This is a genomic window from Streptomyces sp. VRA16 Mangrove soil, assembly GCF_017377775.1.
Classification (GTDB): Bacteria; Actinomycetota; Actinomycetes; order Streptomycetales; family Streptomycetaceae; genus Streptomyces.
This window is the reverse complement of sequence record NZ_JAFVLN010000023.1, coordinates 85,611-103,366: the sequence shown is the minus strand read 5'-3', so window position 1 is coordinate 103,366 and position 17,756 is coordinate 85,611. Positions and strand designations below refer to the sequence as shown.

Below are 17,756 nucleotides of genomic sequence, written 5' to 3'. Positions count from 1 at the left end.
GCTCGCGCCGTTCCCCGCGCCCCTGACAGGGCGGGTTCCTAGGTCGGATCCTCTTCCGCGCCCGCGATGCGGCCGAAGGAGACGTCCGGGGTCTGCGGGGCCGTCACGTCCAGGCCGTAGTGGTGGTAGAGCTGCAGTTCCTGCTCGGGGGAGAGATGGCGGCCGACGCCGAAATCGGGGGCGTCCTTGATCAGGGAGCGTTCGAAGGGGATGCGGAGCGTGCCGTCGACCAGTTCGCTCGGCTCCAGGGGGACGAAGGCGTCGCGGCTGAACAGGCCGGTCCGTATGGCCGCCCACTCGGGAACGCCCGTGGCGTCGTCGAGGTAGACCTCGTCGATGGTGCCGATCTTGGTTCCGTTGCGGTCGAAGGCCTTGCGGCCGATCAGGTTGCGCGGGTCGACATCGGTCTGCACGGGCCCTCCAGATGATCGCAACTCGTCTGTAAGCACTACGAAAGAGCACATTGAGGAAGGCGGCCACTCGAGGGCTCGGGCCGAGTCGCCGCTGGTAGGCTGGCACACGGCTGCTGATCCCGTGCGGGAGAGTCCTCCGATCGTCGTCGGAGGCGCCGAAGGAGCAAATCCTCCCCGGAATCTCTCAGGCCCCTGTACCGCACGGACGAGGTCACTCTGGAAAGCAGGGCGGGGTGCACGGTTTCCGCTCTCACCGACGGTGAAAACCGGTGTGTTCCGCGATCTCGCGGGCGGCCGGTGAAGCTCTCAGGTTGAGATGACAGAGGGGGAGGCCGTCCGGGCACCCGCGCCGTGGTGCCCCTCGCAGGTCGCAATGACCAGGAGGCCTCCGCAATGACCGCCAACCGTATTCCGCTCTCCCAGTTGGAGCAGGGAATCCCCTTCGAGCAGCGCCACATCGGTCCCGACGACGCCGCTCAGGCCAAGATGCTCGCGCAGGTCGGCTACGGCTCGCTCGACGAGCTGACGGCGGCCGCGGTGCCGGATGTGATCAAGAGCGCCGAGGCGCTGCAGCTGCCCGCCGCCCGGACCGAGGCCGAGGTCCTCGCCGAGCTGCGCTCGCTCGCCGATCGCAACCAGGTGCTCGGATCGATGATCGGGCTCGGTTACTACGGGACGTTCACGCCGCCCGTCATCCTGCGCAACGTCATGGAGAACCCGTCCTGGTACACGGCCTACACGCCGTACCAGCCGGAGATCTCGCAGGGCCGTCTCGAGGCGCTGCTCAACTTCCAGACCATGGTCGCCGAGCTGACCGGCCTGCCCACCTCCGGTGCCTCGCTGCTCGACGAGGGCACGGCCGCCGCCGAGGCCATGGCGCTCTCGCGCCGCATCGGCAAGGTGAAGAACGGCGTGTACGTCATCGACGCCGACGCCCTGCCGCAGACCGTCGCCGTCATCCGGACGCGCGCCGAGCCGACCGGTGTGGAGATCGTCGTCGCCGACCTGAGCGACGGCATTCCGGCCGAGGTCGCCGAGCGCGGTGTCGTGGGTGTGCTCGTGCAGTACCCGGGCGCCTCCGGCGCCGTGCGGGACATCAAGCCCGTGATCGACCAGGCCCACGAGCTGGGCGCCATTGTCACCGTCGCTGCCGATCTTCTTGCTCTTACGCTGCTGACCTCGCCCGGTGAGCTGGGCGCCGACATCGCCGTCGGTACCACCCAGCGCTTCGGCGTGCCGATGGGCTTCGGTGGCCCGCACGCCGGTTACATGGCCGTGCGCGAGAAGTTCGCGCGCTCCCTGCCGGGCCGGCTCGTGGGTGTCTCCGTGGACGCCGACGGCAACAAGGCGTACCGCCTCGCCCTCCAGACGCGTGAGCAGCACATCCGCCGGGAGAAGGCGACCAGCAACATCTGCACCGCGCAGGTGCTGCTCGCCGTCATGGCGGGCATGTACGCCGTCTACCACGGGCCCGAGGGGCTCAAGTCCATCGCCCGGCGCACGCACCGCTACGCCAACCTGCTCGCCGCGGGTCTGACGGCGGGCGGCGTCGAGGTCGTGCACGGCGCCTACTTCGACACCCTGACCGTGCGCGTTCCGGGCAAGGCCGCCGAGGCCGTCGGCGCCGCCCGGCAGGGCGGGGTCAACCTGCGTCTGGTCGACGCCGACCACGTCTCGATCGCCTGTGACGAGACCACCACACGCGCGCAGCTGGCCGTGGTGTGGAGCGCGTTCGGTGTCGAGAACGCGGACATCGAGGCGCTGGACGCCGAGACCGACGAGGCGCTGCCGGGCGCGCTGCTGCGCGGCGACGAGTACCTGACGCACCCCGTCTTCCACCAGCACCGCTCCGAGACCGCGATGCTGCGCTACCTGCGCAAGCTCGCCGACCGCGACTACGCGCTGGACCGCGGCATGATCCCGCTGGGCTCCTGCACCATGAAGCTCAACGCGACGACGGAGATGGAGCCGGTCACCTGGCCCGAGTTCGGCCAGCTGCACCCCTTCGCCCCGGCCGAGCAGGCGCAGGGCTACCTCACGCTCATCCGTGAGCTGGAGGAACGTCTCGCCGAGGTCACCGGGTACGACAAGGTCTCCCTGCAGCCGAACGCCGGATCGCAGGGCGAGCTCGCGGGTCTGCTCGCGGTGCGCGGCTACCACCGGGCCAACGGGGACGAGCAGCGCACCGTCTGCCTCATCCCGTCGTCGGCGCACGGCACCAACGCCGCGAGTGCCGTCATGGCCGGCATGAAGGTCGTCGTCGTCAAGACCGCCGACGACGGCGAGATCGACGTCGAGGACCTGCGCGCCAAGATCGAGCAGTACGCCGACCAGCTCGCCGTGCTCATGATCACGTACCCGTCGACGCACGGTGTGTTCGAGGAGCACGTCGCCGACATCTGTGCCGCCGTGCACGACGCCGGCGGCCAGGTGTACGTCGACGGCGCCAACCTCAATGCCCTGGTGGGGCTCGCCAAGCCGGGTCACTTCGGCGGCGACGTCTCGCACCTGAACCTGCACAAGACGTTCTGCATCCCGCACGGCGGCGGCGGCCCTGGCGTCGGTCCGGTCGGTGTGCGCTCGCACCTCGCGCCGTACCTGCCGAACCACCCGCTGCAGCCGGCCGCCGGTCCCGAGACGGGTGTCGGTCCGATCTCGGCCGCGCCGTGGGGCTCCGCGGGCATCCTGCCGATCTCGTGGTCGTACGTGCGGCTCATGGGCGGCGAGGGGCTGAAGCGCGCCACGCAGGTGGCCGTGCTCTCCGCCAACTACATCGCCAAGCGGCTGGAGCCGCACTTCCCGGTGCTCTACACCGGGCCCGGCGGGCTCGTCGCGCACGAGTGCATCATCGACCTGCGGCCGCTCAGCAAGGAGACGGGCGTCAGCGTCGACGACATCGCCAAGCGGCTCATCGACTACGGGTTCCACGCGCCGACCATGTCGTTCCCGGTTGCGGGGACGCTGATGATCGAGCCGACCGAGAGCGAGGACATCGAGGAGCTCGACCGCTTCTGCGACGCGATGGTCGCGATTCGCGGGGAGATCGAGCGGGTGGCCTCCGGCGAGTGGCCGGCCGACGACAACCCGCTGCGGAACGCTCCGCACACCGCCGGGATGCTCGGCGGGGAGTGGGCGCACGCGTACAGCCGGGAAGAAGGTGTCTTCCCGGCCGGGGTCGCGGCCTCGGACAAGTACTGGCCGCCGGTGCGCCGTATCGACCAGGCGTTCGGTGACCGGAACCTGGTGTGTTCCTGCCCGCCGCTGGACGCCTACGAGGCGTAGAGGTCGAAGGGGCTGCGCGGCCGCCGTCGTGTGTGGCTGGTCGCGCAGTACCCCGAGATGATCAGGCCGCCGTCACCACTGCCCCGAGGGGGCGGTGCGGGGCGATGACCGTGCCGTTGGGCAGCAGTTCGCCGGTGTCCTCGAAGAGCAGGACCCCGTTGCACAGCAGGCTCCAGCCCTGCTCCGGGTGGTGGGCCACAGGAAGCGCGGCTTCCCTGTCCGCGGATTCTGCTGTCGGGCACGATGGCTGGTGCTGGCACATGGATGGGATCTTTCGCTGCGAAGTGATGTCGGTGACCGTGGCGTTGCTGTCCGTGCTGTCTGTGCTGCGGCTCGAAGACTCGTTCATGGCCGCCCCCCGTCAGTCAGTCGGTCCGGAACCCAGTGTTGCCCTGTGGGCGTCAATCCGCAGGGATTTCGTAGCAGCGGTCCTCACAGGTTGGAGACGCATCACCCGTGCGGGCGGTTCATCCCAACTGCACTGTCTCTTCGGGTGGTTCGGGGTGACCGGATAGGGCTAGTCCGGGCGGGCGTTCCCGGGCACGGCTGTGCCCCGCGACCGGACGGCGGACGGTGCGGGGCACAGGGCTGATGCGGATCCGGTCGCGTCAGGCGAGCAGGGTGGTGGCCCTCGCCGGGGTCAGGCGATGGGTGAGCACCGGGAGGAGCTCGGCCACGCGGTGCGGGCGGTGCGCGGCGATGCCGGGTGGGGCCGGCGCGAGCGGGACGAGGAGGTCGTCGGCCGCCGGATGGCCGGTCGCGGCATCGGCGGTGCAGTCGCCGTGCAGCCACAGGGTGAGCATGTACAGCTCCGGCACCGAGAGCAGCCGGGGCTGATAGGGCTTGGTCAGGGTCTCCGCATGCCGCAGAGCGCGTTCGGTGGAGGAGACGTACGGGCCCTCGAAGAAGTGCGAGAAGGCCCAGCCGTCGGGGGTCAGCATCGTGTCGGCGGCGGCCACCGCGCGCTCTCCGCACCGGATCAGGAAACGCCAGCCGGTGAGACGGGCGTGCGAGGGACCTGCGGCGTCGGTGATGTGGTCCAGCACATGGACGGGCAGCGGGAGTTCGGGGCAGGTGGGCCCCTGAGCGGCACGCAGTGACGGGGTGCGGGCCTCGCGGACGGCGGTGGGGGAACCGAGGGCCGTGAGGACGGTGCGCAGGGCGGGCGCGGGGGCCGGAGGGACGTGCAGCGGCATGGTGGGTCGCCTCTCATTCGACAGGCACGTGGTACCAGGGCGGTGCGGGACGAGCGGACGGCGCTGTCTGCTGCGGGGGGCACGTGAGTACACAAGGGATGCGTGGCGGGCCAGAGGGGGCGGGGGCCTCGGCCGCGGGCGCCAACTCTCTGTCTCGTTCGCGGAGTTTATACGACGCGTGTTCACACGGCGTTTCAGCTATCAGGCCGAGTGAGGCCGGCAAGGCGTTATCCAGTCACTGTTCCGCAGTTGTTTTGCGGTTTTATTTCCGGTTTTCCTGATGCTGCCCGCCGATGACCTCGGCTTCTTTCGGCCGAGCGGACGGCCGATTCCAGTCGGCGTTTTTCACCAGGTGTGCGTCCGTTGAATCTGCACACTGCTGCATGCCTAAGGAATGTGCCTCGGGGTAACTGCCAGGAGCGTACTGCCCCGTGGGCCCGCGCGGGGCGTTATCGATCACATTGCCTGGGCATCATCCACCGTGACACGCGGCCGGATGGTCGGGCTGCCCATGCGAGGAGGGACGCTTCCATGGGGGAGAAGGTCGTTGCGGGCGCGGTCGATCTGGCCGACCGGCGGCGCTACCGGGAGAAGCACAAGGAGTGTCTGGAGGGGCTCCGGAGGTTGTTGGACGAGAAGCGGTTCGACCGGCCCAAGAATCTCATGGGGCTGGAGATCGAGCTGAATCTCGCCGGTCCTGACGGCCTCCCGAGAATGATGAATGCGGAAGTACTGGAGAGGATCGCGAGCCGCGATTTCCAGACCGAACTCGCGATGTTCAATCTCGAAGTGAACATCGCCCCGCACCGGCTCGGCGGCCGCGTGCTGGATCAGCTCGCGGAGGAGCTGCGGACCGGGCTCGGCTATGCGCACCGCAAAGCCAATGAGGTCGATGCGGGAATCGTGATGATCGGCATTCTGCCCACGCTGCGCGCCGACGATCTCGTCTCCGCGAATCTGTCGGCCGTCGACCGCTACACGCTGCTCAACGACCAGATCGTGGCCGCGCGCGGCGAGGACTTCAGCCTGGACATCGACGGCGTGGAGCGGCTGAGCTGCACCTCCTCGTCGATAGCCCCCGAAGCGGCGTGCACCTCCGTGCAGTTGCACCTCCAGGTGACGCCCGGACGCTTCGCCGATGTGTGGAACGCGGCGCAGGCGGTGGCCGCCGTACAGATCGCGCTCGGCGCCAACTCGCCCTTCCTGTTCGGGCGCGAGCTGTGGCGGGAGTCCAGGCCGCCGCTCTTCCAGCAGTCGACGGACACCCGCCCGCCGGAGCTGGTGGCGCAGGGGGTACGGCCGCGGACCTGGTTCGGGGAGCGGTGGATCGAGTCGGCGTACGACCTCTTCGAGGAGAATCTGCGGTTCTTCCCGCCCCTGCTGCCGCTGCTCGACGACGAGCAGCCGCTGGAGGTCGTCGAGAAGGGCGGCACGCCCAGCCTCGCCGAGCTCGTGCTGCACAACGGCACCGTGTACCGGTGGAACCGGCCGGTGTACGGGGTGGCAGACGGCGTGCCGCATCTGCGGGTGGAGAACCGGGTGCTGCCGGCCGGGCCGACCGTCACCGACGTCATCGCCAACGCGGCCTTCTACTACGGCGTCGTACGGGCGCTGGCCGAGGACGCGCGGCCCGTGTGGTCACGGCTCTCCTTCGACGCGGCGTCGCGCAACTTCGACGCCGCCTGCCGGTACGGGATCGAGGCGCGCCTGGAGTGGCCGCGGCGGGGCAGGTTCGGCGGGACGGAGCAGGTGGCGGCCGTCGCGCTCGTACGGGACGAGCTGCTGCCGCTCGCGGCGGCCGGACTCGACGCGTGGGGCGTCGAACCGGCCGACCGCGACCGCTACCTGGGGGTCATCGAGGAGCGCTGCGCCCGGCGTACGAACGGGGCGCAGTGGCAGGCGGCGACGTACCACCGGGCGCTGGAGAGCGGCCTCGCGCGGGACGCGGCGCTCGCGGCGACCACCCGCCGCTACGCAGAGCTGATGCACCTCGGCGAACCCGTGCACACCTGGCCCGTCGGACTGCCGGAGCCGGCCGTGACCCTGGGGTGACCGCGTGATCAGTTGCTCTTGGCGCCGGCCTCGATGATCGCCTGGAGGATGACCTTCTGGATGTCGGCCGGGTCGCTGACCTGGTGACCCGAGCCGCCGGTGGCCGCCGCGATCTGCTCGATCTCGTCCTTGTCGGTGTCGGGACCGACGGCGATCGCGATGAGCGGCACGGGACGCTCGGGATCGGTCAGGGACTGCAGTTGCTGGACGAGGGTGCTGCGGGAGATCGAGCCGGGATCCTCGTTGACGCCGTCGGTCACCACGACGACGGCGTTGAACTTGCCCTTCTTGTACGTTGACCTGGCCTCCTTGTAGGCGGCCAGCGTCGTGTCGTAGAGACCCGTCGCACCGCCCGTCACCGGCTGCAGGGAGGTGAAGGCGGCCGACAGCCGGTCGCGCTGGGTGCCGGAGCCCTTGCGGTCGCCGAGGCGGGCGGTCGGGACGAGCTTCTTGTAGTCGCGGGTGCCGTCGAGGTGGGTCGAGAACTCCCACAGGCCGATGTCGTCCTGGTCGGTGAAGGAGGTGGACAGGGCCGCCAGCATCGACGCCTTCGTCACCTCCATGCGGGACTCGCCGCGGCCCGGTACCGGGTTCGCCATGGAGGCCGAGGCGTCCACGACGGTGAGGACGCGGGCGCTCTGCACCGTGATCGTCCACATGCCGAGGGTCTCCTCGATCTCCTCGTCCGAGGCCGGTTCCGTGGTCGGCTCGGCGTACGGCTGCGGGGCGCGGGCGCCCGCCTTGCGCGAGACCGAGTCCGACGTGGTCCCGTCCTCCCCGCGGAAGCCGTACTTGCGCAGGATCGAGTGGCCCATGGTGGTGTCGAGCAGGGTCATGAAGCGGACCGCGGCGCGGCTCTCCTCGGTGCTCAGGGAGGTCTCGTCGACCAGCGTGAAGGGATAGTTCAGCTCCGGGGAGCCGTCCTTGGGGTAGAAGAGGCGGAGGTCGCCGGAGTCGCTCGCCTCGGCGTTGTGCGCGTACGCGGCCTGCTCGGAGAGGATCAGGGCCTGGTTGCGCCTCGGGTTGCCCTGTTCGGCGCCGGAGTCGTCGCGGGCGACGGTCTCCATCAGCTGGCTGTCGCTGTCGGACGTGCGCTGCGAGAGGATCTTCGCCATGGCGGCGGCCTGGGTGCCGTCGCCGTCGCCCGCCTTGTGGGAGGCGGCGGCCAGTTTGGTGAGGGCCAGCAGCCCGGTGGCGCTGCGGGACGGGTCGGCGGCGCCCAGGCGGAGGGTGTCGTCCTTGAGCGCGGCGCCGGCCAGCTCCGTCCAGCTGTACTCCTTCTCGGGCCAGCCGAACGACTTGGCGGCCGCCGGGACCATGCCCACGCCGATCGGGGACGTGGCGACGGTGCCCGTCGGTGACACCTTGGTGGCCTTCTCGTTCTGCTCGACCCGCTTGATCCACAGATCCGCGTCCGGCACCCACACCTGGAAGTCGTGCGCGTCCTTCCCCGAGCGCAGGGCGTCGGCGACCTTGGACGAGTCACGGGCGGAGACGGCGACATCGAGGCAGTTGCCGTCCGACGTGAGCTCGCGCTTCCTGGCCTCGCTCGCGGCCGCGCGCAGTGCGGGGGCGATGTCCGGTGAGGCCGCCACGGAGAGGTGGACCGTTTTTTCGCAGGTGTCACCGAGGTTCAGCAGATCGGTGCGGAGCGCCACCGCAGTCCCTGCCGCGACGATGAGGACCAGGGCCGTCGCGATGGCCACCGTGCGGCCGCGGCGGCGCGGCCGGTGGTCGGCCGCGGCCGTCCCGTACCCGTCGGGCATGCTGCTGTGACGTCCCATGGCGGTGGTGCCCCTCCCTGAGCCATAAAGGCAGTTGCGATATAAGCGGTGAAGCAAAGGAGGGGAGCGGTGCGCCGGTCTCGGCGCCCCGTCCCCCTCGGCCTGTCGCGCGCGATCTTCGTACCTGCATTCGAGACCCTAGCGGGGCGACGTGAGGGATGAGGCGGGATTACTCAACTGGAGGCAGGTGTGCAGGTGGAGGCGGGGCCGGTGGCCGGTTCTTTTCCCAGCGAGCGGCTCTCGCGGCGATTTCTTCGGGACGAGACGCTCCTCGTTCTGGGGCTTTCGCTCGGTGCGAGTGGCGTGTCCGCGCTGATCAGCTTTGTCGGATCGGTCACCAAACCAGGGGGTCTGAAGGACCAGGCGGCGACCCTCAATGCCTCGGCGGCGCCGGGGCGGCCGTGGCTCGATCTGGCCTGGCAGTTGTTCGGGATCGCGAGCGCCCTGGTGCCCGTCGCGCTCGTCGCGCACTTCCTGCTGCGGGAGGGGCAGAGCCTGCGCACGATCGGCTTCGACCGGACCCGGCCGTGGTTCGACTCGGTGCGTGGCGCCGGGGTCGCCGCGGTGATCGGCAGCACCGGGATCGCCTTCTACCTGGCGGCCCGGGGGCTCGGGTTCAACCTGACCGTGGTGCCCGAGGCGCTGCCCGACGTCTGGTGGAAGTACCCGGTGCTGATCCTCTCCGCGGTGCAGAACGCCGTGCTGGAGGAAGTCATCGTCGTCGGGTATCTGCTGCGCAGGCTGGGGCAGTTGGGGTGGACGCCGGGCACGGCGCTCGTCGCGTCGTCCGTGCTGCGTGGCTCGTACCACCTGTACCAGGGCATCGGCGGCTTCTTCGGGAACCTCGCGATGGGCGTCGTCTTCGCCTATCTGTACCGGCGCTGGGGCCGGGTCGGCCCGCTGGTGGTGGCCCACTCCCTGCTCGACATCGGGGCGTTCGTCGGATACGCGCTGCTCGCGGGGAAGGTGGGGTGGCTGCCCACGGCGTGAGCCGGGCGGAGGCGGGGCCCCTGTGCGCAGGGGCCCCGCGGCGCGCTAGGTGTATTGGTCACGGGTGTTCTTGACAGTCGGCGGGCCTGTCGGCAGAGGGAAGTTCGACGACAGGCCCTAGGGGCGGGCGTTGAGTTCGCCCTCGATCACTGTCACCGCGGTACCGGTGAGCAGGGTGCGTTCGCCCCGTAGGGAGACCCGGACCAGACCCGTGCGGGCCGACGCCTGGAGGCCCGTGAGGTCCGTGCGGCCCAGGCGCTCGGCCCAGAACGGGGCGAGTGCCGTGTGCGCGCTGCCGGTCACCGGGTCCTCGTCGATGCCGACGTTCGGGAAGAAGCAGCGGGACACGAAGTCGTAGCCGCGCTCCGGGTCCGCGGCGGGAGCCGTGGCGATGACGCCGCGCACCGAGTGCACGGTGAGCGCCTTCATGTCCGGGGTGAGGCCCAGGACCGTCCGCTCGTCGGGGAACTCGACCAGCAGATCGCCGACCGAGGGCCCGGTGTCGCGCACCGAGAGCGGCGGGGCGCCGAGCGCCTCCGCGAGCCCGGCCGGCACCGGCTCCGCGGTGAGCGGCGCGGTCGGGAAGTCGAGGGTGAGCGAGCCGTCCTCGTGGGGCGTGGCGATCAGGACCCCGCTCCGGGTCGCGAACCGGACCGGGCCCTTCGTGGTTCCGGTGGAGTGCAGTACGTGGGCGGTGGCGAGGGTGGCGTGACCGCACATGTTCACTTCGGTGGCCGGGGTGAACCAGCGCAGCGCCCAGTCCGCGTCGCCGCCCTCGGGCAGCGGGTGCGCGAAGGCCGTCTCGGCGTGGTTGACCTCCTTGGCGACGTTCTGCAGCCAGGCGTCGTCGGGGAAGCCGGCCGGGGAGTCGAGGAGCAGGACGCCGGCCGGGTTGCCGGCGAAGGGGCGGTCGGTGAAGGCGTCGACGATACGAATACGCATGTCAGGGACGGTAATTGAGCCCTGATCGCGGCGGCCACGGCCAATCGGGTGCCGGTGGCCCGGGGCGGCCGCGCGCCCCGGACCGAGCCCGGCCCGGGGCGCGCGGCCGACGGTCACTTCAGATGCCGGGTGAAGAACTGGGCCGCGGCCTCGCCCGCGTGCTGCGGGACGCCGGTGTGCCCGCCCATGTTCGCCTCCAGGGTCTTCTCCTTGGAGGCGAAGGCGTCGAACAGATCGAGGGACGCCTGCCGGTCGTTCCCTTCGTCGTCCCACTGCAGCAGGACGTGGAGCGGAACGGTGAGCTGACGGGCCTCGTCGAAGATGACGCGCGGGACGAGGCTTCCGGCGAACAGACCGGCCGCCGCGATGCGCGGATCGACCAGCGCGAGGCGGACTCCGATGGAGATCACGCCGCCGGAGAATCCGACCTTGCCGCCGATCTCGGGCAGCGCGAGCACGGCGTCCAGGGTGGCCTGCCACTCCGGGACCGCCCTCTCCACCAGCGGCAGGACGACGGCATCGATGATCTCGTCGGTGACCGGCTCGCCGGCCTGCATCACGCGCCGCAGTGCGGCGCGGCCCTCGTCGAGTTCGGGCACGCGGGGCCGGTCGCCGCTGCCGGGCAGTTCGATGGTGGCGGTGGCGAACCCCTCCGCGGCCGAGCGCCGGGCGCGGGCCACGAGCCGGGGATACATCCTGCCGAGGCCGAGCGGAGGGTGGCCGAGGAGGATCAGCGGGACCGGTGCGGACGGGGACGCCGAGGCGGGCGTCCACAGGTATCCGGGGATCTCGTCGAGGGTGAAGCCGCGCTCGACGACATCGCCGTCGAGATGCTGTTCAGAGGTGAAACGCATGGTCGTGCCTTTCGGGAGAGCACTGGAAACGGCGCTCCCGGACGACCTATCGCCCGACCGTGACCCCGGAGGAGAGCACCCACGTGAATTCGTTCACGGGTACCACCTCCTCGTTCTCTCGCACGGCTTCCAGCAGGCTAACAGACCCCCGTTCGGCCCCGGACGGACCGGGCACGCATCGGAACCTGTTGCCAAACGAAGTCTTCCGATATATCGTTGAGGCATCGCGATCGGTTGATGATCGCGTTCGGCGATACATGCCGAAAACCCGCGATCAGTTGTGAAAGGACTGATTCTCATGCGTACCCACGGACACGACCACGGACATGAACATTACGGACCCGGCCGCCGTGAAGGCCGGCCCGGTTTCGAAGGGCGACCCGGCTTCGAGGGCCGGCGGGCGTTCGGCCCGTTCGGGCCCGGCTTCGGCCCCGGCCCCGGCGGCCCCTGGGGCGGTCGCGGCGGCCGCGGTGGCGGCCCGCGCGGCCGGGCCCGGCGCGGCGACGTGCGCGCCTCGATCCTGGCGCTCCTCAAGGACCGCCCGATGCACGGCTACGAGATGATCCAGGAGATCGCCGAGCGCAGCGGCGGCGCGTGGAAGCCGAGCCCCGGCTCCGTCTACCCCACGCTGCAGATGCTGGAGGACGAGGGCCTGATCGCCAGCGCCAGTGAGGGCGGCAAGAAGCTGTTCTCGCTCACCGACGCCGGGCGCACCGCCGCCGACGAGGGGCCCGACGCCCCTTGGGAGGAGGCCGGTCGAGGCGTCGACTGGGAGGCCATGAACGAGATCCGGCAGGCCGGCTTCGGCCTGATGGAGGCGTTCGGTCAGGTCTGGAAGACCGGCAGCAAGGAACAGCGCGAGAAGGCGCTCACCGTCATCAACGACGCGCGCAAGAAGCTGTACCTGATCCTCGCCGACGAGGACTGAGCCCCGTGCGGGCCCGGACCGATAGCGGGGAGAGAACGATGAAGAGGCGTCCCGTACGTGAGTACGGGGCGCCTCTTCCTTTGCGTGCGAGCGTGTGTGGGCGTGCGGGCGGCTCGGGCTCAGGTGACGAGGCCGGACAGCTTGCGCAGCGACTCGTTGAGTGCCGCCGTCGCCGAGTCCTTGAGCTTGCCCGCCATCAGTGACACGGCCGCGCCCGTGAACTCGCCGTCGATGCGCACCGTCGTCGCGTCGCCGTCCGGGATCAGGGTGTAGCGCGTGCCGACGTTCACGCCCATCGGGCCCTTGCCCCTGATGGCCAGCGTGCGGGCGTCCGCCAGATCCTCGATGGTCCAGGTGACCTCGGCGGGGAAGCCCATCAGCTTCATGTTCTCCTCGAACTGACCGCCCACTTCCAGGGTGGCCGGACCGCCCTTCGGGAAGCTCGTGTGGGTGGCGTTCCACTCTCCGTACGCGGAGAAGTCGGTGAGCTGGGCCCAGACCTTCTCGGCCGGTGCCTCGATGCGTGCTTCCGCGCTGACTTCGGCCATGCGGCCACCCCTTATGAGTCGTGAGCCATGACGGGCTGATGCGCTGACGGGCAGCAGTGGTGGTGCGTCGTCGCGGAACGTAGCCGTACGGCCGCGAACATTCAATACTGATGAACCGTCAGAACAGCGGCTGTATCTCCGCCGCGTCGAAGAGGTCGGACGCGCGCGGGTGCGGGCCCTCGTCGTGGCAGTGCCACGCCTCCCAGAACAGATCTCCGGGCAGCGCGTCGTCCGGGGCGTACACCCGGTACACGTAGAGCCTGCCGTCCGTCGCGGGCAGGGCCACGAGCCAGCACCTGCTCTCCATGACAGTGACGGACGAGGGGCGCGGTGGTCGTGGTTGCGTGCGGGGCGCAGAGCCGGTGGACGCGCGCCCCTCCGGGTCGAGGCTGCCGATTTCATCCGTAAGGAGGAGACGCCACGCGCGCGTGCCCACCTTGCGTCGGACGCGAAGATGCTTCCCTCCGGGGATGTTCCTGTGTATCCGGCCTGATGAGGTGGGGTACGTGCAGAGTTCCGCCCCAACCGGCGCCGGAGAGTGCGACGCTCTCCCGGCAGCGCCCGAAGACGCCCCGCTCAGTGACGAGCTGGCCCTTGTCGTCGCGGGCGCGAAGCGGCGTGCCGTGCGGGACGGGGACCGGCAGGTCGACTCCGCGCACCTGCTGCACTCCCTCCTGGAGGCTGACCCGGACGTCCGGGCCGCCTTTCCCGACCCGGCGCAGGTCGCCCGGCTGCTCGGCTATCTCGTGCAGCGCAGCATCGGCTACGGGCTGCGGTGGCAGGGTTCCGTGGAGGACTCCGGGGCCGTGCCCCTCGTGCGGGGCGGCACCCCCGGCTGGTCGCCGGTCGCGGCCGCCGCGATGGCGGCGGGCGTCGAGCGGGCCGTGCGGCGCGGTGACGAGCGGGCCCGCGGCGTCGATGTGCTCGCCGCCCTCGCGACGGACGTGGAGTCCCGGGCCGTGGAGGTCCTCGGCCGGGCCGGGGTCGACGTCGACCGGCTGCGCCGGCGGCTGAATTGACCGCGTGAGAGCACTTGTTGCCGGTATGCGCGTCCGGGCCGTGAGACAGGGGTCATCGGGGATGACGGTCATGACTGCCCCTGTCATGATGTGCCGATGCACGGAGCACAGGGGTCTGAGGAGACAGCGGGGAGCGGGACGGCCGGGCGGGGTTTCGGGCTCGGGCTCGCCCTGGTCTCCGCGCTCGCCTTCGGCGGGTCGGGAGTCGCGGCCAAGCCGCTGATCGAGGCGGGACTCGACCCGCTGGACGTGGTGTGGCTGCGGGTCGCGGGCGCCGCCCTCGTCATGCTGCCGGTCGCCTGGCGGCACCGGGCCCTGGTGCGGGAACGGCCCGTGCTGCTCGCCGGGTTCGGACTGCTCGCCGTCGCCGGTGTCCAGGCCTGCTACTTCGCGGCGATCTCCCGGATCCCGGTCGGCGTCGCCCTGCTCATCGAGTACCTGGCGCCCGCGCTGGTGCTCGGCTGGGTGCGGTTCGTGCAGCGCAAGCCCGTGAGCCGGGCCGCCGCGCTCGGTGTCGTCCTCGCCGTGGGCGGGCTCGCCTGCGTCGTCGAGATCTGGTCGGGGCTGAGCTTCGACGCGCTCGGACTGCTGCTCGCGCTCGCCGCCGCCTGTTGTCAGGTCGGCTACTTCGTCCTGTCCGACCAGGGCAGCGACGCCGCCGACGGCGCCGTTCCCGATCCGCTCGGCGTGATCGCGTACGGCCTCCTGATCGGCGCCGTCCTGCTCACCGTCATCGCCCGGCCCTGGGGGATGGACCGGTCCGTGCTCGCGGGCAGCGCCGACATGAACGGCACGGCCGTGCCCGCCTGGCTGCTGCTGTGCTGGATCGTGCTGCTCGCCACCGTCGTCGCGTACGTCACCGGAGTGGTCTCGGTGCGCCGCCTCTCGCCCCAGGTCGCCGGGGTGGTGGCCTGTCTGGAGGCGGTCATCGCGACCGTGCTCGCCTGGGTGCTGCTCGGCGAGCACCTGTCGGCGCCGCAGCTGTTCGGCGGCGCGGTGGTGCTGGTCGGCGCGTTCATCGCGCAGTCGTCGAAGGCGTCCGCGCCGCCCGCGGACGTCGAACCGGAAACCCTGTTGTCCGCCACGCAGAGTCCTGTCTAGCGTGACGGCCATGGACACGCACTGGCTCCTTCTTCCGCCGCCGGCCGTCCAGGGCCTGTCCGGCCCCGTGGGCCGGACTCGGGCGGGCGCCCGCTGATCCTCGTACGTGCGCGTGGATGCGTACGTGCTTGAGGACGGCCGGGGCGCTGCGCCGGGCCCTGGTGCGGGCGGCGCGTGAACCCTGTGGTGACTTCGTGAGCTGACGAGAAGGCACGGCTGCCCGCCGACGACGGTCCGTGTCCTTCGGCCCCGCGCTGTGTCCGGGGCCCGCTTCCGTGGAGAACCACGTGTCCAAGGCTGTCTCAGCTGTCTCTGTCCGTGTCGATACGCCCGCCTCCGGTCAACTGCCGGTCGGGCGCGGACTGCTGTATCTGATCGTCGCCGGGTTCGCCTGGGGCACCGCGGGCGCCGCCGCCTCGCTGGTGTTCCTGGTGAGCGACATGGGGGCCGGCGCCCTGTCGTTCTGGCGCTGCGCCGGAGGCTGCGTGCTGCTGCTCGCCGCGCGGCTGTGGCGCGGGCGCGACCACCGCGCCGCGCGGCCGGGGCCGAGGGCGGCCCTGCGGCTCTGCGTCCTCGGGGTGTCCCTCGCCGTGTTCCAGACCGCCTACTTCGCCGCCGTGGCGGTGACCGGGCTCGCCGTGGGGACCGTGGTCACCCTCGGCGCGGGGCCCGTCCTGATCGCGGTCGGCGCGCGCGTCACGCTGGGGGAGCGGCTCGGCACCGGCGGGCTGCTCGCCGTCGCCGGTGCGCTCGGCGGGCTCGCCGTGCTCGTGCTGGGCGGTGGGGGCGCGGCCGTGCGGCCGGCCGGGGTGCTGTGGGCGCTCGCCTCGGCGGCCGGATACGCCGTCATGACGCTGCTCACCCGGTGGTTCGGGCGGCACGGGCAGGGCGGTTCCGGGATCGGAACGACCGCCGGGACCTTCGCCGTCGCCGCGCTCGTGCTGCTGCCCTTCGGCGCGCACGACGGGCTGGTTGCGCACACGGCTCAACCGGGCGCGGTCGTCGGCCTGTTGGCGTACGTGACGTCGGTGCCGACCGCGCTCGCCTACGGCCTGTACTTCGCGGGCGCCGCCGTCGTACGCTCCGCCACGGTCTCCGTGATCATGCTGCTCGAACCGGTGGGCGCCGCGGTCGTCGCGGTGACGCTGCTGGGTGAGGAGCTGACCGCGGCGACCGTGACCGGCACGGCCCTGATGCTGGTCGCGGTGGCGGGCCTCGCCGTCGCGGAGGCCCGCGCCACCCGCTGATCCCTCATGCCTCCCGGCGCCGCCGCAGCTGCACCGCCAGCGCGGCGGCGTCCAGCGGGCGGCCGCGCTCGGCGAGCCCCTCGGCGATCCGGTCCTGGACCTCCTCGGGTTTGTTGCCGCCGTACTTGAACTTGGCGCGCACGTCCGTGACCTGGAGGCGCAGCCCCCGGATCCCGGGGAGCCGCCGCGCGTACGGGCCCTCGTCCGCCGCCACCGTCGCCGACATGCCGGGCGGCTGGAAGTGGCCCAGCTGCCGGTTGAGGAGCTCGGCCTTCTCCGCCGGGTCGTCCACGACGCGTGCCGTGCACCGGAGTTGGACGGCCGCGTAGAAGCTGGTCGGCGTGCCGTGCTCGGGCGGATCGCCGGGCAGCGCCTGCCAGGGCCCCTGTACGTACGCGTAGTCGTCGACGACGCTCAGCAGCACCTCGGGGTTCGCGTCCAGCGCGGGCCACACCGGGTTCGGGCGGGCCAGGTGCGCGAGGACCTCGCCGCGCTCGGCGTCGTACGCGAAGTGCATCGGCTGGACGAACGGGGGCTCGCCCGGCAGCCCGTTGACCGCGAGCTGCCCGAAGTCGTGGACGGCCAGCCACTGTTGCCACTCGGCGTCGGAGCGTGCCGCGTCCCAGGGGTGGATCAGCATCACAACTCCCGCAAGTACGCGGGGACTTCAATGCCGTCGGCGAGATCGGCGGACGGGATCAGGGGGTCGTAGCCCTTCTGCAGCGGGACGACGCCCGCCCAGTGCGGCAGGCCCATGTCCTCCGGCTCGTCGTTCGGGCCGCCGGTGCGCAGCTTGGCCGATACCTCCGCGAGGTCGAGGCGGAGCACGGCGGTCGCGGCGAGCTCCTTGGCGTTCGCCGGGCGGGAGTCGGCCGCGCGGCCCGGTACGACGTGGTCGACCAGGGCGTCGAGGGCGCGCCGCTTCTCGTCCGGGTCCGTGACCTGGTGGGCGGTGCCGTGGATGACCACCGAGCGGTAGTTGATGGAGTGGTGGAAGGCGGAGCGGGCCAGGACCAGGCCGTCGACGTGCGTCACCGTGAGGCAGACGGGCAGGCCGGGGTCCTGCTCGGCTCCCGCGGAGGACGCCTGGCCCGCCATGCGCAGCGGACGCGAGCCGGTCGAGCCGTGGACGTAGAGGACGTCGTCGACGCGGCCGTAGAGGGTGGGCAGCACCACCGGAGCGCCGTCGCGCACGAAGCCGAGGTGGCAGACGTACGCCTCGTCGAGTATCGAGTGCACCAGCGAACGGTCGTACGAGGCGCGTTCCTTGGACCGGGTGGGGACGGTGCGGTCCGTGGGCGCGTACGTGTCCGGGGCCGCGGGCTCGTCCGGCCGGTGCGGCGGCTGCTGGTCGGTTGCCACGCTCATATTGCGGACTCCATTGTATTAGTGCAAAATGC

17 protein-coding genes and 1 riboswitch are annotated in these 17,756 nt (G+C 71.2%); of the genes, 7 read left to right on the top strand and 10 right to left on the bottom strand.

Going from position 1 to position 17,756, the window contains the following annotated elements; genetic code table 11:
* Positions 1-38: 38 nt before the first annotated feature.
* Positions 39-413 carry a PRC-barrel domain-containing protein gene (locus tag J3486_RS39545; protein ID WP_207828854.1) on the bottom strand — a complete coding sequence of 125 codons (375 nt, stop codon included), beginning with the start codon at positions 411-413 and terminating at the stop codon, positions 39-41.
* A 114-nt stretch (positions 414-527) separates the two neighbouring features.
* Positions 528-623, top strand: a riboswitch (glycine riboswitch).
* 183 nt (positions 624-806) lie between these two features.
* On the opposite strand from J3486_RS39545, the gene gcvP reads away from it, so the two are divergent.
* Complete coding sequence (gcvP, locus tag J3486_RS39540; RefSeq protein ID WP_207828852.1) at positions 807-3,695, top strand: aminomethyl-transferring glycine dehydrogenase; 2,889 nt, start codon at positions 807-809, stop codon at positions 3,693-3,695.
* Positions 3,696-3,756: 61 nt separating this feature from the next.
* Here the strand turns inward: gcvP and J3486_RS39535 are convergent, their stop codons facing one another.
* Positions 3,757-3,957: a DUF5999 family protein gene (locus J3486_RS39535; protein ID WP_207828864.1), complete on the bottom strand. Its 201-nt coding sequence runs from the start codon at positions 3,955-3,957 to the stop codon at positions 3,757-3,759.
* A 346-nt stretch (positions 3,958-4,303) separates the two neighbouring features.
* Positions 4,304-4,891 carry a hypothetical protein gene (locus J3486_RS39530; RefSeq protein WP_207828851.1) on the bottom strand — a complete coding sequence of 196 codons (588 nt, stop codon included), beginning with the start codon at positions 4,889-4,891 and terminating at the stop codon, positions 4,304-4,306.
* Positions 4,892-5,422: 531 nt separating this feature from the next.
* On the opposite strand from J3486_RS39530, the gene J3486_RS39525 reads away from it, so the two are divergent.
* A complete protein-coding gene (locus J3486_RS39525) occupies positions 5,423-6,943 on the top strand; it encodes a glutamate-cysteine ligase family protein (RefSeq protein ID WP_207828849.1) in 1,521 nt (506 codons plus the stop codon).
* Positions 6,944-6,951: 8 nt separating this feature from the next.
* Here the strand turns inward: J3486_RS39525 and J3486_RS39520 are convergent, their stop codons facing one another.
* Positions 6,952-8,727 (bottom strand): substrate-binding and VWA domain-containing protein, encoded by a 1,776-nt coding sequence (locus J3486_RS39520; protein ID WP_207828848.1) that lies wholly within the window; start codon positions 8,725-8,727, stop codon positions 6,952-6,954.
* A gap of 189 nt (positions 8,728-8,916) precedes the next feature.
* Here J3486_RS39520 and J3486_RS39515 point away from each other — a divergent pair, with 189 nt between their 5' ends.
* Complete coding sequence (locus J3486_RS39515; protein ID WP_207828846.1) at positions 8,917-9,717, top strand: CPBP family intramembrane glutamic endopeptidase; 801 nt, start codon at positions 8,917-8,919, stop codon at positions 9,715-9,717.
* 117 nt (positions 9,718-9,834) lie between these two features.
* On the opposite strand, the gene J3486_RS39510 is transcribed toward J3486_RS39515, so the two are convergent.
* Together J3486_RS39510 and J3486_RS39505 are read right to left on the bottom strand one after the other, a co-directional pair.
* Complete coding sequence (locus tag J3486_RS39510) at positions 9,835-10,659, bottom strand: PhzF family phenazine biosynthesis protein (protein WP_207828844.1); 825 nt, start codon at positions 10,657-10,659, stop codon at positions 9,835-9,837.
* Between the two features lie 113 nt (positions 10,660-10,772).
* Complete coding sequence (locus tag J3486_RS39505) at positions 10,773-11,513, bottom strand: dienelactone hydrolase family protein (RefSeq protein WP_207828843.1); 741 nt, start codon at positions 11,511-11,513, stop codon at positions 10,773-10,775.
* A gap of 298 nt (positions 11,514-11,811) precedes the next feature.
* Here J3486_RS39505 and J3486_RS39500 point away from each other — a divergent pair, with 298 nt between their 5' ends.
* Positions 11,812-12,441: a PadR family transcriptional regulator gene (locus tag J3486_RS39500; RefSeq protein WP_207828842.1), complete on the top strand. Its 630-nt coding sequence runs from the start codon at positions 11,812-11,814 to the stop codon at positions 12,439-12,441.
* 119 nt (positions 12,442-12,560) lie between these two features.
* On the opposite strand, the gene J3486_RS39495 is transcribed toward J3486_RS39500, so the two are convergent.
* Together J3486_RS39495 and J3486_RS39490 are read right to left on the bottom strand one after the other, a co-directional pair.
* On the bottom strand, positions 12,561-12,989 hold the full coding sequence (locus J3486_RS39495) for an SRPBCC family protein (RefSeq protein WP_207828841.1): 429 nt from the start codon (positions 12,987-12,989) through the stop codon (positions 12,561-12,563).
* 118 nt (positions 12,990-13,107) lie between these two features.
* A complete protein-coding gene (locus J3486_RS39490) occupies positions 13,108-13,296 on the bottom strand; it encodes a hypothetical protein (RefSeq protein WP_207828840.1) in 189 nt (62 codons plus the stop codon).
* 190 nt (positions 13,297-13,486) lie between these two features.
* Between J3486_RS39490 and J3486_RS39485 the strand changes: the two genes are divergently transcribed.
* The 3 genes from J3486_RS39485 to J3486_RS39475 all read left to right on the top strand — a co-directional run bounded on the left by J3486_RS39485 (position 13,487) and on the right by J3486_RS39475 (position 16,356).
* The gene (locus J3486_RS39485) at positions 13,487-14,008 is read left to right on the top strand and encodes a Clp protease N-terminal domain-containing protein (RefSeq protein ID WP_374194827.1); all 522 of its coding nucleotides are present in this window, start codon (positions 13,487-13,489) and stop codon (positions 14,006-14,008) included.
* Positions 14,009-14,104: 96 nt separating this feature from the next.
* On the top strand, positions 14,105-15,109 hold the full coding sequence (locus tag J3486_RS39480) for a DMT family transporter (protein WP_207828838.1): 1,005 nt from the start codon (positions 14,105-14,107) through the stop codon (positions 15,107-15,109).
* A gap of 287 nt (positions 15,110-15,396) precedes the next feature.
* A complete protein-coding gene (locus tag J3486_RS39475) occupies positions 15,397-16,356 on the top strand; it encodes a DMT family transporter (protein WP_207828837.1) in 960 nt (319 codons plus the stop codon).
* A 4-nt stretch (positions 16,357-16,360) separates the two neighbouring features.
* On the opposite strand, the gene J3486_RS39470 is transcribed toward J3486_RS39475, so the two are convergent.
* Positions 16,361-16,996, bottom strand: a complete 636-nt coding sequence (locus J3486_RS39470) for an FMN-binding negative transcriptional regulator (protein WP_207828836.1) — start codon at positions 16,994-16,996, stop codon at positions 16,361-16,363.
* Complete coding sequence (locus J3486_RS39465; protein ID WP_207828834.1) at positions 16,996-17,724, bottom strand: pyridoxamine 5'-phosphate oxidase family protein; 729 nt, start codon at positions 17,722-17,724, stop codon at positions 16,996-16,998. Before J3486_RS39465 ends, J3486_RS39470 begins: the two co-directional genes overlap by 1 nt.
* Between the last annotated feature and the right edge of the window lie 32 nt (positions 17,725-17,756).

Bases quoted from the DNA above. Each gene is read 5' to 3' on its own strand.
- gcvP (WP_207828852.1), top strand. From the start codon at position 807: ATGACCGCCAACCGTATTCCGCTCTCCCAGTTGGAGCAGGGAATCCCC.
- J3486_RS39535 (WP_207828864.1), bottom strand. From the start codon at position 3,957: ATGTGCCAGCACCAGCCATCGTGCCCGACAGCAGAATCCGCGGACAGG.
- J3486_RS39530 (WP_207828851.1), bottom strand. From the start codon at position 4,891: ATGCCGCTGCACGTCCCTCCGGCCCCCGCGCCCGCCCTGCGCACCGTC.
- J3486_RS39525 (WP_207828849.1), top strand. From the start codon at position 5,423: ATGGGGGAGAAGGTCGTTGCGGGCGCGGTCGATCTGGCCGACCGGCGG.
- J3486_RS39520 (WP_207828848.1), bottom strand. From the start codon at position 8,727: ATGGGACGTCACAGCAGCATGCCCGACGGGTACGGGACGGCCGCGGCC.
- J3486_RS39510 (WP_207828844.1), bottom strand. From the start codon at position 10,659: ATGCGTATTCGTATCGTCGACGCCTTCACCGACCGCCCCTTCGCCGGC.
- J3486_RS39505 (WP_207828843.1), bottom strand. From the start codon at position 11,513: ATGCGTTTCACCTCTGAACAGCATCTCGACGGCGATGTCGTCGAGCGC.
- J3486_RS39500 (WP_207828842.1), top strand. From the start codon at position 11,812: ATGCGTACCCACGGACACGACCACGGACATGAACATTACGGACCCGGC.
- J3486_RS39495 (WP_207828841.1), bottom strand. From the start codon at position 12,989: ATGGCCGAAGTCAGCGCGGAAGCACGCATCGAGGCACCGGCCGAGAAG.
- J3486_RS39490 (WP_207828840.1), bottom strand. From the start codon at position 13,296: ATGGAGAGCAGGTGCTGGCTCGTGGCCCTGCCCGCGACGGACGGCAGG.
- J3486_RS39480 (WP_207828838.1), top strand. From the start codon at position 14,105: ATGCACGGAGCACAGGGGTCTGAGGAGACAGCGGGGAGCGGGACGGCC.
- J3486_RS39470 (WP_207828836.1), bottom strand. From the start codon at position 16,996: ATGCTGATCCACCCCTGGGACGCGGCACGCTCCGACGCCGAGTGGCAA.
- J3486_RS39465 (WP_207828834.1), bottom strand. From the start codon at position 17,724: ATGAGCGTGGCAACCGACCAGCAGCCGCCGCACCGGCCGGACGAGCCC.